Origin of the sequence: Xenorhabdus mauleonii (assembly GCF_900113945.1) — a bacterium.
Lineage (GTDB): Bacteria > Pseudomonadota > Gammaproteobacteria > Enterobacterales > Enterobacteriaceae > Xenorhabdus > Xenorhabdus mauleonii.
In genome coordinates this window covers 118,545-133,410 of sequence record NZ_FORG01000008.1, presented here as the reverse complement: position 1 = coordinate 133,410, position 14,866 = coordinate 118,545, and the positions used below count along the sequence as shown (strand labels likewise).

6 protein-coding genes are annotated in these 14,866 nt (G+C 42.0%); 1 reads left to right on the top strand and 5 read right to left on the bottom strand.

Features of this window, described 5'->3' with window-relative positions; genetic code table 11:
* The first annotated feature begins 234 nt into the window (after nt 1-234).
* Nucleotides 235-1,941, top strand: a complete 1,707-nt coding sequence (gene dauA / locus BM100_RS10115; RefSeq protein WP_092510530.1) for a C4-dicarboxylic acid transporter DauA — start codon at nt 235-237, stop codon at nt 1,939-1,941.
* A 16-nt stretch (nt 1,942-1,957) separates the two neighbouring features.
* On the opposite strand, the gene BM100_RS23020 is transcribed toward dauA, so the two are convergent.
* The 5 genes from BM100_RS23020 to BM100_RS10090 all read right to left on the bottom strand — a co-directional run bounded on the left by BM100_RS23020 (nt 1,958) and on the right by BM100_RS10090 (nt 14,684).
* Entirely contained in the window at nt 1,958-2,095 is a 138-nt protein-coding gene (locus tag BM100_RS23020) for a hypothetical protein (RefSeq protein WP_169924748.1), read from the bottom strand.
* Nucleotides 2,096-2,269: 174 nt separating this feature from the next.
* The gene (locus tag BM100_RS10105; RefSeq protein ID WP_092510526.1) at nt 2,270-3,562 is read right to left on the bottom strand and encodes a hypothetical protein; all 1,293 of its coding nucleotides are present in this window, start codon (nt 3,560-3,562) and stop codon (nt 2,270-2,272) included.
* A gap of 335 nt (nt 3,563-3,897) precedes the next feature.
* Nucleotides 3,898-5,190, bottom strand: a complete 1,293-nt coding sequence (locus BM100_RS10100; RefSeq protein WP_092510524.1) for a hypothetical protein — start codon at nt 5,188-5,190, stop codon at nt 3,898-3,900.
* Between the two features lie 861 nt (nt 5,191-6,051).
* The gene (locus tag BM100_RS10095; RefSeq protein WP_092510522.1) at nt 6,052-7,230 is read right to left on the bottom strand and encodes an FAD-dependent monooxygenase; all 1,179 of its coding nucleotides are present in this window, start codon (nt 7,228-7,230) and stop codon (nt 6,052-6,054) included.
* Nucleotides 7,215-14,684 (bottom strand): non-ribosomal peptide synthetase, encoded by a 7,470-nt coding sequence (locus tag BM100_RS10090; RefSeq protein ID WP_092510520.1) that lies wholly within the window; start codon nt 14,682-14,684, stop codon nt 7,215-7,217. Before BM100_RS10090 ends, BM100_RS10095 begins: the two co-directional genes overlap by 16 nt.
* Nucleotides 14,685-14,866: the final 182 nt, after the last annotated feature.

Below are 14,866 nucleotides of genomic sequence, written 5' to 3'. Positions count from 1 at the left end.
ATCCCTTTACCCTCGATCTTTCTCCAATAATAGACAATGAAATATAAATTTATTGCCGAATCTTACATAACTGTCGGCACAATCGGCCTATTTCCTCTTTTCTGAATAATGCGGTTTAGTGTGCAATTAGTTAACTTTTTGACATATAACACCTTTCTGTACTGATAAAAGCGATATGCTAACTTTATTTTTCTCAATTTATCATTCATATCTTAACTAGGTTTTTTTATTTCAATGAACACCAGAAAAATTAAAGGGATACAGCCATTTAGTGCTTTTATTGAAGCCTGCTGGAGAGAACCTTACTCTTTTCATCGCCTTATAAAAGATATCATTGCCGGGATCACCGTGGGAATTATTGCTATTCCATTGGCAATGGCCTTGGCCATCGGCAGTGGTGTAGCACCGCAATATGGCCTGTACACCGCCGCCATTGCGGGTATCGTTATCGCTGTCACAGGCGGGTCACGTTATAGCGTTTCCGGGCCAACTGCAGCTTTTGTGGTGATCCTTTATCCGGTTTCACAGCAATTTGGGTTAAGTGGATTGCTGATCGCAACACTGATGTCAGGCATTATTTTAGTGCTCATGGGGTTAGCGCGATTAGGCCGACTTATTGAATATATTCCCCTATCGGTCACTCTGGGATTTACTTCTGGTATCGCAATCACCATTGCTACTATGCAAGTGCAAAATTTCTTTGGATTGAAACTAGAGCACGTTCCGGAGAATTATGTTGATAAGGTGATTGCACTTTCTCAAGCGCTGCCATCATTCCAATTCAGTGATACCCTGATTGGCTTAACCACCCTGCTGGTATTGATTTTTTGGCCGAAGCTGGGATTAAAGTTACCGGGTCACTTACCCGCGTTAATTGCAGGAACCAGTATCATGGGTATCATGCACCTGCTGGGCCATGATGTAGCAACAATTGGATCATCATTCAGTTATACACTGGCAGATGGAACACAAGGCCAAGGCATTCCGCCAATTCTTCCACAATTTGTCCTGCCGTGGAATCTACCTGATACCCACTCGTTCAGCATCAGCTGGAGTACAATTTCAGCATTACTGCCGGCGGCATTTTCGATGGCAATGCTGGGGGCGATCGAATCCCTGTTATGTGCAGTCATTCTGGACGGGATGACCGGCAAAAAACACCACTCCAACAGTGAATTAATGGGTCAGGGGATGGGCAATATTGTGGTTCCATTCTTTGGCGGGATCACCGCCACAGCCGCGATTGCACGTTCAGCCGCCAATGTACGCGCAGGTGCAACGTCACCGATTGCCGCTGTTATCCACTCCTTACTCGTCTTATTGACACTGTTAGTTCTGGCTCCAATGCTCTCTTACCTGCCGCTTGCAGCGATGTCAGCAATCTTGTTGATCGTAGCGTGGAATATGAGTGAAGCTCACAAAGTTATCGACTTAATCCGCCGGGCTCCCAAAGATGACATTATCGTTATGCTCCTCTGCCTGTCGTTGACAGTTCTGTTTGATATGGTCATTGCAATCACCGTTGGCATCGTTCTGGCTTCGCTGCTATTTATGCGCAAAATTGCCAATATGACACGCATCAGTACTTCCTCTTTAACAAATGACGAGAACAGCCTGCTCATTGTGCGCATTACTGGCCCTCTGTTTTTTGCTGCCGCAGAGCGTATTTTTGCTGAATTAAGAGAAAAAAGCGCAAATTACAAAACTATTATCATGCAATGGGATGCTGTGCCTGTATTGGATGCTGGCGGCCTGCACGCTTTTCAGGGGTTTGTCCGAGATATGGGGAAAGAAAAGTATATCATTGTGTGTGATATCCCCTTCCAACCTTTGAAAACGTTGGCAAGGGCCAAAATCGTTCCCATAGAAGGACAACTGAGTTTTCACGCCACATTATCTAAGGCGCTGGCAGAAATTGGAGAGGATTGTCAGTCAACCTAAGTTCGAGGGAAATGACCTACGCCTGTTCCTTATTAAAGTGACCTTGATTAGTTTTAAACGCTGATATTGGAACAGGCATATTAATCAATTTATTACTAAAACCATGCAATTCAATGAAAACACTATTACTTGCTAAAATTAATTGTTGTTCCAAATAACTCCCTCTTATTTTAAAATCAGAGATATAAAAACACTTTAATATGATGCACTCAAAATTAGAATTGGTTTTAAAATGCACATATTCCACCATGAAAATTTTTAAAAATCACGATGGAATCATTTATTATACTTTAATTATCATTGCATTCTCGTAGGAAAGATATCAACATCATCTTTGATCTGTAGTTCCCCCCAATGTACCATCTTCCTTCAATTCCTGAATAACCCAATGTTCTTTGCTTTGATCTTGCCTAATAAAATAGTGTTTTCCTTTAATTTCCAATGGAACCAGGTATTGATAGCTTGTATCAAGTTCCTTCAACGTTATATTGGGTTGACTTAATTCTCCATCATCAAATATACTCGCAATCCAAAAAATACGATTAGCAAAATTTTGCCCGCAGGTATATTGTTTTCCTCCCATGCTATATGTAAACTGAGATGCGTTATATTCTAGCCAAGGGCCACTTTTGATTGATTGCCCAATAGTTCCATCGGATTTTAAATTATAATTAATAAGACTATAATCAGTCTCTGCTTGCCCATAAAGATATACTTGATCTTTCGCTGTAAAAGCGTACGTTGGGGCATAGAAAAAGTCCCAATGACCAGAAGCCGTTATTTTTCCCATATTACCAGTTTGTTCTAATTCTCGAATAACGTAAGGGTATTTACCATCTTTATCTTTATTACTGCTATGAAGATAAATAAATTGCTTATTATCTATCTCATAGGTAAAACCAGCATCATACGGATTTTCCCAATGGCCACTATTCACTACATCCTTAAATCCGTGATTACTTAATTTAGCTATCATCCAATAAGACTTTGGTACAATTTGAGGTGCATTGATAACATTCTTTTTCAGTCCAAAAACATACTGTTGATTACCCAATTTAAAAGGAAGCAAGATATCATAAAAATGATCCCATTGCTGTCCCTCTGATATATCCTCACCTTGCACTCCATCTGGTGAAATTTTATTAACCGATACTACCTTATCACATTGGCGCTGACGGAAAATATATCCCTCATCAGAGGATGAAAAATAAAATATATTTATGTTATAGATATTATCTTCTGGCGGGCAATGACCAGCAATCCTGAAGTTGACATCGGTTGCATTTGAGGTAAGTTTTTCACTATTTAATTTTGTCACCTCATAAGAAGCGTTCCAATGACCAAGATGCTTTATATCCTCTATATGAAAATAGATAAGCACACTAAAATTCCCTTCATCATCTGGCACAATGACGTTAGGGATGCTTTTTATTTCATCATTATTATTATTTCTAAGATACCCAATTATTTCGTCCCCAACCTGAAAGTCAAGGTATCGATTCACTTCCATGACTATAAATTTCTGCTCCGTTGATTTCATGTCTTCTATATTAATCACACCAGAGCTATCTGCCTGCATAAGTTTAGGCGCTATTAGTAATGTATTATTAAAATTATTCATAAAAACACCTCTTGCAACGATTATTTAAAAACTCCATAAATGAATACCAATTATAGGGCAATAAAAATTATTATTGTGTTAAAACCATGACTTAATTTATTTACAATGAAACTTGTAATAATTAAAAGATCATAAGTTAATAACTTTAATTATGAGGCCACCCAGGATTATATTGGTTATCCAGGAAAGCCTCTGAGTTATTATGTTTTATACCCTATTAACTCCAAGTTTCAGGAAGCAACGCATTATCATCCCGCGTCGCGGGATGATAATACATGCACCTTGAAGTACGACGCGTATAATTATCATTAATTTCTTGCGAAAAAATACTGATATTATCTTTGATCTGTTGTCTTCCCAAATGTATTATCGTCCTTCAACTCATGAATAACCCAATGCTCTTTGCTTTGATCTTGCATAAGGAAATAGTGTTTTCCTTTAATTTCGAATGGGACCAAATATTGATAGTTTTTATCAAGCACCTTATTCATTACAGCATTTTGATATGGTAACCCATTACCAGATAGGGAAGCAATCCAAAAACCATGGCTATCAAAATCTTGCCCAGCATAGTAGTTATATCCTCCCAAGCTAAATGTAACCTGAACCGCATTATATTCTAACCAGGGACCACTTTTGATTGGTTCCCCAATAGTTCCATCGGGTTTTAATCCATAGTTAACAAGGCTATAGTCAGCCTTTGTTTGCCCATAAAAATATACCTTATCTTTCGTTGAAAAAGAAAATGTTGGGGCATAGAAATGATCCCAATGATCAGAAGTCGTTATTCCCCCTATACTACCATCTTGTTTTATTTCTCGAATAATGTATGGGTATTTACCATCTTTATCTTTATTACTGCTATGAAGATAAATAAATTGTTTATTATCTATCGCATAGGTAAAGCCAACATCATACGGATTATCCCAATGGCCACTATCCACTACATCTCTAAATCCGTGATTACTTAATTTAGCTATCATCCAATAAGACTTTGGTACAATTTGAGGTGCATTGATAACATTCTTTTTCAGTCCAAAAACATACTGTTGATTACCCAATTTAAAAGGAAGCAAGATATCATAAAAATGATCCCATTGCTGTCCCTCTGATATATCCTCACCTTGCACTCCATCTGGTGAAATTTTATTAACCGATACTACCTTATCACATTGACGCTGACGGAAAATATATCCCTCATCAGAGGATGAAAAATAAAATATATTTATGTTATAGATATTATCTTCTGGCGGGCAATGACCAGCAATCCTGAAATTGACATCGGTTGCATTTGAGGTAAGTTTTTCACTATTTAATTTTGTCACCTCATAAGAAGCGTTCCAATGACCAAGATGCTTTATATCCTCTATATGAAAATAGATAAGCACACTAAAATTCCCTTCATCATCTGGCACAATGACGTTAGGGATGCTTTTTATTTCATCATTATTATTATTTCTAAGATACCCAATTATTTCGTCCCCAACTTGGAAGTCAAGATATCGATTCACTTCCATGACTATAAATTTCTGCTCCGTTGATTTCATGTCTTCTATATTAATCACACCGGAGCTATCTGCCTGCATAAGTTTAGGCGCTATTAGCAATGTATTGTTCAAATTATTCATAAGAATACCCCTTACAACGATTAATTAAAAAATCCCATGCATGAAAATTCATATGAAGAAATAAAAAAGCTTCTTGTATTAAATCAACAAACTCCAATCTTTCATTTATTTCTAATTGGGTTTTAATAAATTAAAAACCAACAATTTTAATTATTAATACCAGATTATTATATGATTTCACAGGTATAAATTAAACGGTTAAAGTTAAAGAGTATAATGACAAATAGTTATCAATTGATAACTAACATATGTACCCACAAAAAAGCAACATATTATATTGAACAAAAATAACATGCGATATAACATTCTTATTTGTTTAACATGAATAAGTTATTTCAGTAAATCATATTATGTTCATTTTTAGTTAGGACACCAAGAGAAGTAATAATCCCACTAGAATATGATGATATATAAAGTACTCAAAAATTTTTATACAAACGGAGAGTTATAGTTTTTCTATCGTCAATGAACTAACTCGTTTATTGCGTCCATTATTGTAATGGCAGGGAATTGACGGTTGTTTTTTTATTCCCCTATCGTGCATAACATATGTAAAGGAATTTTATCCCCTGAAGCAACAAATAAGCAATGCAAAGCATTCATGCTCGGACAGTATCAGGCTCGCAACAAAGGCTTTGGATAATCACGGAATTCACCTATGGCAATTAGGTGAGTAGCTTACAAATCAAGGGGAAGGATGAAAGAACAGGCAGGCCATCAACCTTGCAAATCCCCGATACATTACCAAATTATGATGGGATTGTGAGTATGAATCACGAGAATTACCGATTTGCATAAAGATTACCTATCTCCATCAAAACCGGTAACTCTCAACTGTTCAAGGCTTACTGTCAGATCAAATTATTTTGAAATCACACCAAGCTCATTTACAGGAAACTTCAATAACTGTTCAAAATTTTCCCGCAGGTTTTCTGCTGGTTCAAACCGCAAAGCGTCTTCCCTTTCCTGGCAAGAAGAAGGCGTAGCCTGCTGCTCAAGCTCACTTTGTGTATATGAAATATCCACAAACATTTCGGCTCTTGGAATACGAATTTCTTCGTACCGACGCAGTGCTGCAACCGGATCTGCTTGCTGTTTCAGCATATGTCCCAAAACTGCCGCGTCTTCAATGGCCATACCTGCTCCCTGACCAAGGGTGGTTAACATGGGGTGTGCGGCATCGCCTAACAATGTGACCCGGCCTTTCCCCCAAAGAGACGAAAAAGGCCTGTCTTGTGCGGCTACAGAGATGATATCTTCTGACGGCGTTTGTGAAATAATATCGGAAACAATATCCGGCCATCCCTCATAATATGACAAAATATCACGGTGGCTTCCCTGCCAGTGGGTGGCCTGTTCAGTAGGCATATTTGCCGTTCCCCACCAATAAATTTCACCGCCACCGATATCAATTAAACCAATCCGCTTACCCTCTCCCCAATAGTGGGCAACGTAGCCCGGCGTGATTTGCGGATGCTGATAGCGGGTAATCGCCAGCCAACAGATATAATCGGCCTCACGGATTGGCTGATTTCCCCGGACATAGTCACGGACAAAGGAATAGAACCCATCAGCACCAATAAGCAAATCACCCTGTGTCTCTCTGCCATCTGCGAAATGAACAGAAACACCCTCGTCACTTTCAGTAATTTGGGTCACTTTCGCCCCGACATGAATGATGTTCTTATCAAGCTGCTTTAGCAGTGCTTCCTGAAGTGCTTTACGTGAAATACAAACACTATCAAATCCGTTGGAGGATGACACCTCTGGTATAGGCAATTCACGGATTAGTTGATCTTTGATGTTCCTGATTTCCACACATTTAACCGGAGCGCCAAAATGCTCCAGATTCAGATTAACACCAATAGAAGATAAGGCAGCAACAGCATTGGACATCACAGATAAGCCTGAACCGGCTGTGCGTAACGTTGGAGCCTGTTCATAAACTTCAACTTCACAACCAATATGCCGTAAAACGACAGCCGCTGTTAATCCACCAATACCGGCTCCAGCTATAATAACTTTCAATGGATGGGACATTCTTCCTCCGAGTACGGTAATACTTGTTTTTTAGAGGACTTGTTCATTTCTTGCAGAATGACTTTTGCAACTTCCTCTACATAGGGTTCTTCCATAACTTCCAAATGATCACCGGGTACATCGATGACATTGATATGACCTGTTGTCTTGCGCCCCCAACCATTTTGAGGGTCACGGTATTCACTTCCGACCGCATCATGCATGGCGTGCAGAACCTCAGGTAACGGCCGTGTCGCATGTAATAAAGTCATACTGATATCAGCCTTGCAAGCCGCGTAATCTGACGCCGCTTTCCAATTGGTTCGGTACACATCAAACAGCCTTTGTATTACAGCCCGGGAACTGCCCTTCGGTATTGCATCGGTGGCAATAGCCTGCTCTGTAATATATTCGAATTGTTCCTGCAAAGATGTCGTGTGCTCCGGTAAGCTTTGTGCAGGAAGTGTCGCTCCTTCATTCAGCCACAATAATTCCCAGAAAAACCACCGCAGTAACGCTTCTTCATTCACTTCCCGCTTCGCTTCATTGCTGACAACAACCGTATCCAGAACAAAAAGATCAGCAACTTCTTCCCCTTGCTCTTTCAATTGGCGAGCCATTTCAAATGCGACAAAACCGCCATAAGACCAACCTCCGATTGAATACGGGCCATGCGGCTGAATATGGCGTATCGCTTGCAGATAATTTGCGGCCTGCTCCTGCACACTGGTCAAAGGTACAGATCCGGCATCGACGCCATGAGATTGCAACGCATAGAAGGGTTGGTCTTCTGGGAGATGTTTCACTAACCGCAAATAGGACAGCACATTTCCCCCCATCGGATGGACAAAAAATAACGGGGATTTATGACCTGTCGTATGCCTGCCGTTTGTGTCGGTGATAAGCGGGCGCATAGGAACAAGTGGACTGAAAGTAGGATGTCCACCCTTTTCTCTGATATGTTCCGCTAACTGTGCAACAGTTGGGTAACTGATAAAAAGGGATAAAGGAATAGTGGTTCCGAAGTGTTTTTCGACCAGAACAACCATTCTCATCACTGTCAGTGAAGTCGCTCCGATATCAAACAAATTCTGATGAACCGAGACATCGGGTATTTTTAACAAATCCGCCGCCAAATCACACAGCACCTGCTCATATTTGTCCCGCGGAGCAACACCCTCTGCTTGAGTTTGTCCATGAGTGATCCGCATTTGGCGTAATGCTGCATCATCGCGCTTGCCACTTGGTGTTTTGGGCAGTGAATCCAACCACTCTATTTGGGAGGGAAGCATGTGTTTGGGCAGCGTTTCAGACAAATATTGCTGTACTTGCACAACAAATGCGTCATTCCTTTCACCAACCAAGAAAGCCACCAGATAGCCATCGTTTTCGCCGTGTTGTTGAACCACAACAGCAACATCTTTCAATATTGCGTCAGCACCGGACGTATTCGATATCGCTAACTCTATTTCTGCCAGTTCAATACGATAACCACGCACTTTAACCTGAGTATCTTTACGGCCTAAACAAAGAATATTGCCATCCCTGAGTTTCACGCCCAAATCGCCGGTGCGATATAGAGGATTATTGTCGCCTTTGAGCATAATAAAGCGCTCTGCGGTTAATGTTGGCTGACAATAGTAGCCCTGTGCGACAGGTAAACCACGGGCATAAATTTCCCCTTGCTCGCCCGATGCAACTTCTTCTAATTGATCGTTAAGCAGCACGACATCTGTGTTGCTGATACTTTTACCAATAGGAGGAAGCGCGGGGAAAGAAACCGGATTGCCCTGCATAGTAAATGCAGTGATGACATGTGTTTCCGTAGGGCCATACTGATTCTCAAGGATGCCATTATTGATTTGCCCAATAAATGAACGAATATCGTCAGTTACCCGGAGTTGCTCACCGGATGAAATAACAGTTTTCAGATTTATCGGGTAAGTTTCCAGTGCGACAGCCGTTTCAGCCAATTGCTGAAGCGCAACATAAGGCAGGTAAATTCTTTCGGTCTGGTAATGATCGATAGCACGCAGTAGCTGTAAAGGATCGCGCCGTTCATCTTCACTGATAAGGTGCAATTCTCCACCAGCAGCGAGCGTAGAGAAAATTTCCTGAAAGGAAACATCAAAACTGAGCGGAGCATACTGCAACGTCGAACGGATGTTTTTACCCGTAATTGTCTCATTCTGCCAAGTCACCATATTTGACAGGCTGCGATGCGGCATTGCCACACCCTTTGGTTTACCTGTTGAACCTGATGTAAACAGCAAATAAGCCAACTGTTCCGGATCGATTTCTTGCTCTGCTCCGCTTTCCTGCTCTTCGCACGATATAGAAGTATCGAGATTTATCAACGTGTCAGAGCGCATGGCCGGAACCGCAACGGCATTGAGTAACTGCTCTGATTTTTCATCAACAAGAGCCAGTATCGGGTGAGCCTGTTCCACCATCGCTTCAATGCGCTGAATCGGGTAACTCAGATCCAATGGCAAGCAGATCCCCCCGGCCCTCATCACACCCAATAATGATGCCACGAGTATCGGAGAACGTTCGAGTGCAATAGCCACCGGGGTATTTTGCACCGAACCTGGATAAACAGTGCCTCTATAAACAATTCCCTCAGAAATCAGCGCAGACGCAATTTTGCCTGATTCTGACCAGAGTTTTTTATAACTCCATTGCAGATCATGATGACGAATTGCGATGGCATCGGGCTGCTCCCGTACATTTTTCGCAATCATGTTCAGCACGGACATAAAGCCCTGACATGGCATATCACTGCTGCTTTGGATTTTCTGCGTCATTTGTGCAAGTGGCTGACTCAGCGTTGCCGGTTGATCACCATGATTGACCATCTTGTTCAAGACGGACATATAGGTATCCATATAGGTATCAGCCTGCACTTGCGAGAAAACACTGCCATCAAAATCACACCGCAGATAATGCTGCCCTGTATTGAAATCAGTCATGACATTCAACAGGACTTCAAAGTTAGTCTCTTCCCACGGATCAAATGCGATAAGAGATAAATCAGAGCCACCGAAAACATCCGTCAGTATGTGGAAATGAATATAGTTAAATGCAGAACTGATTTTGGCGCCTTCGCCTGCCTTTTGCTGGATAGTGTTAAGCGGATACTTACGGTATGGCGCATGGCGCTGTTCAGCACTGAATACCGAATGGATACATTCTTTCCAAGTCTTATTTGCGGCAGAAAAACGAACAGGCAGGGTATTTAGGAATAAGCCCAACGTCTGTTCTGAATGCTGCACATCCGGCCTGCCGTGAGTCACAAGTCCGGTCGCAATCTGATCCTGACTCGTCACACTGGCTACCGTTAAACAATGTGCTGCAAAGAATACCGATTTAATGGAAACTTGTTCATGTTGTACTAAGATGCCCAGTTTTTCTTCCATCTCTTTTGGAATGAACGCTTTTTTTGCAAAGATTCGTTTTTTGGCCTGGCGTTCATATGCCCGGTTTTCATCCGTTCGGTTTTCATATAACCGATAGGCAGGAAATTGGGTTCTGGCAAGCCCTTTAAACATTTTTTTCCAGAACAACTGATGTTTTTGATCCTGTAAGGCGTGAAGTTCATCCTGTACATATAAAGCCGGGGACGGAAGAATATTCTCCTCAACCGCATTTGCCTCAGAACCCTTCGTTTCAGAGCCTTCCGTCTCAGAAGAAGACATTCCCTTATTCAGGTAACGGGAGAAGAGTTCATGCAGTAAATTCGCCACACTGCCGCCATCCAGCAAGGCGTGGTGGAAACTGAAGACGACTTCTATGATGTCAGTCGCTGCGGTCTTGAATACATGGATGCAATATAGCGGTGCGTGATCAAACTGGTAATCCAGCCGACTGCTTTTTTCCATGTGCTCTTTGATGATGGATTCAGACTCGTCCCTTGTCAGCGAGCTGAGATCATCAATTTTCACTGCCTCATCAAGATCAATATGGTAATTGATGATTTGCAGAGGTTCACTGAAATCAGCCAGATTAAAATGAGAACGCAGCACAGGATGGCGCTGAATAGTTGCCGCTGCACTTTGACGGAAGTGTTCCGGCTCCCACCTTCTTGTCAGCGTATTTATTTTCAGTGTATAGCGGAAAACATCTTTATAAGTAGCTGAGTTTTTACTCTGCTGGCTATGGTAGATCAGGCCGAGCTGGAGCTGAGTCGCGGGGAAGGCATCCGCATATTGAGCAAGCGATGCCCGCTCTTTTTCTTTGATCAGAGCAAAAGGCAGTAACGCATTTTGGCGATTGCTTTGCTGATTTTTACAATTAGCATCAATGTGTTGGCCAAGTTCAGCGATTGTCAGATACTGTGCCAGATCAGAAAGAGTGACCGTTATTCCGGCTTTTTCCGCTTCGGAACGCACTTTTAACATTAAAATTGAATCACCGCCCAGTGTGTAAAAATTCTCCTGCACACTGAGTTTTTCAATTTTCAATATCCGTTTCCAGATGTCAGCTAATTGATATTCAGTTTCAGATTGGGCATCGTCACGGCTAGCCGCCTCTTCTGTTTTCACCAATGCCACGAGAGCATGGCGATCTACTTTGCCGTTTGGCGTAAGAGGAATAAAAGGAACGCGGAAAAATCTCTGTGGCACCATGAAATCAGGCAAAAATTCCAACAAAGCATTGCGCAGTTTCTCAGAAGTAAAATGCAGGTGATCTGCCGCACTTAATTCATTGGTCATATTCGGGATATTAACCGTGTAGTACGCACACAGGTAATCATCTCCCTGACTGTTCTTTTGTGGTAAGACTTCTGCCCGGTTGATTCCCTGAATACGTTCAAGCGTATTTTGGATCTCCCCAAGCTCAATGCGATTCCCCCTAATCTTTACCTGGTTATCAATTCGGCCTAAGTATTCAATGCTGCCGTCAGGTAGCCATCTGGCTAAATCCCCTGTGCGATACCAACGTTCATTGCCCGACAAAATGAATTTTTCGTCAGTTAACTCAGGCTTATTATGATAACCACGGGCTAATCCAACACCGCCGATTTGCAACTCTCCGGCAAGACCTATGGCTTGTCTGGTGCCGTGCTGAGACATAATTCTCAGCGAAGTATTGTTGATCGGGAATCCAATAGGCACTCGTTTGACAGTTTCAACGTTTTCGGGAAAAAACTCGAAGTACGAGACATCTACGGTGGCCTCAGTCGGGCCATAAAGATTAATCAACGCAGGTGCATTTAAACCAAGGACGGAGAAAATTTGACGAAATTGATTCACCCGTGTCGGAGGAAGGGCTTCACCACTGGTAAACACTCGGCGCAGGCTGTCGAGTTTCTTAACCAACTCCGGTTGAGCTTCCAAAATATCCAGAAGAGGCTGGAGCATAGAGGGAACAAAATGCAATGTTGTCACGCGGTGTGTGCTGATTGCTTTTATTATCTCTAAGGGATCTTTATGCGCTCCCGGCGGCAATAAATGAACCGATGCCCCGGTGATAGACCACCAAAATAGCTCCCAGACGGAGACATCAAATGAAATCGGCGTTTTCTGCAAGATAACATCGGTGTTATCCAGCGGATACCGTTCTTGCATCCACTCAATCCGGTTTACCGCCGAATAATGGTTGATCATCACCCCTTTCGGTTGCCCGGTAGAGCCTGAGGTATAAATCATATAAGCCAAAGAATCTGCTGCCGATAAATTGGCCTGCTCTGCATCACGCTGAACTTCGTGATCAACAACATTATTGCCATCAATAACAGTATAGGCGCGAGTGCTCAAAGACTGATTCAGTTTGTCAGCGATGATGACCGTAACGCCACTGTCCTCCAACATATAATCAATCCGCTCCTGCGGATAGTTAGGATCCACGGGTAAATAGGCCGCTCCAGCTTTTAATACAGCAAAGATAGCCGTTAACATTTCTGTGCTGCGATCCATTAAGATAGCAACGATATCGCCTTTTTTGACACCGGCTTTCAGTAAAATAGCCACCATATTGTCAATACGGGCCTGAAACTGAGCATAAGTCAGCGCAGACTGCTCACCAACATTGGCAATGGCAACAGCGTCTCCGTGCAATGAAACTTGAGCATCAAATAATGTTGATAACGTTTCCTGTGCTGAAAACGCAGTGACTGGCCCCTGTTCAAACAGCGCCAATTGAGCCATTTCCTCTGCGGAAGAAAGAGTGACCTGAGAGACCGCTTGTTCAGGCGAAGCAATAATCTGATCAAGGACATGGCCCAGAGACGCGGTAAAGGTTTCAAATGAATAGTCTTCATCAAAGATATCTTCTGCAGCGGTGATATCAATGGCTACATCACTGTCACCACCGTAATTGTGCACATGAATTGCAATCGCGTCATTTTCATGCGCCGTCGCGGCTGCATAAATGCCTTCTTTTTGATAGGTATCTCTGGAGGCACCGGTCATCGGTGAATGGTTATACGCTACCGTCACATCAAACCATTGGCGCACTGTTGTTCCCATGGACTTAAACAAACGTCCCAGAGGAATATGCTCAAACGTTTTTAGTTCCTTTGTGCCGGTTTTAATACGGGTTGCCAGTTCTGCAAACGTGTCTTCTGCGTTAACGGTGACAGCCAATGGCAATGTATTCGCCCATTGACCGGCAATATCGAGTTGATTCTTTCGGCGATTGAGCAAAGGCACGCCCATTGTTAGCTGGGTATTATTATGTATCCGTGACAGCAAAACAGCGACCGCAGACATAACGGCCAGATAGGGATTCATCCCCTGAGAAGTTGTTTTCTCAATTTCTGCCTGAGTTAATATGTGCCGATGTTGCACAAAACGAGATAAATGCGTTTTCTTTTTCCGATTAAAAAAAGCGGGGTCATGATGTTGTGTCAGCGCAGCCAATGCTGTTATTTGTTGTTCTGTTTCCGGCTGTGACAGAATTTTTTCTTGCTCAAGGATGGCTGAAGTATATTTCTCAACATTTTTTTCAAAATGGGAAGAATAAGACAACATATCTGAAGCCGCTGCATTACCCTGAATCAGATGGTTATCGAGATAACATTTAGCAATTTTTTTTGCGAGTTGGTTGATACCCCAACCATCACAAACAATATGATGGGCGCGAATAAATATCGCCGTGCAGTTATTTTTCAGATTTTGTAATAAAGCAATTTCCAGAAGCGATTTTTCATCCAGATTAAAAACCCGCTTTGACCATTTATCGAAGAGTACATTAACATCCTCCTCTTCAGCATTAATGATTTTGGCTTGATTAACAACCGTACTCTGGATTTCCTGCCCTAATACACCCTCATGTTCAACAATACGCAATCGGCATGTTATATCATTCCCAAGGATGGTATTAACAGAATGAAAAAGTTTTTCAACGTTAATATTATTTTTTAATACACGTGCAATACTGATTGTAAATTGCTGACTCTCCGGATTACGTTGAGTTTCGTAGTAAATTTCTTTTTGATACTGAGTAAGAGGTAATACTTGTAATGTGCCCATAGCAACTCACATTATTATTATTAGGAAGGTTGATGCCTTTGAATTTCAAGATGCAACACGACGGCAAGGGAGCAAGACCCAGGAGCATAGATATGTATATGACTGAAGTGAGCGAAGCCAACAAAGCTGAAACTTGAAAAATGACAGGAGTATTTTATTAATGACTCTCTCGCCTATACAAG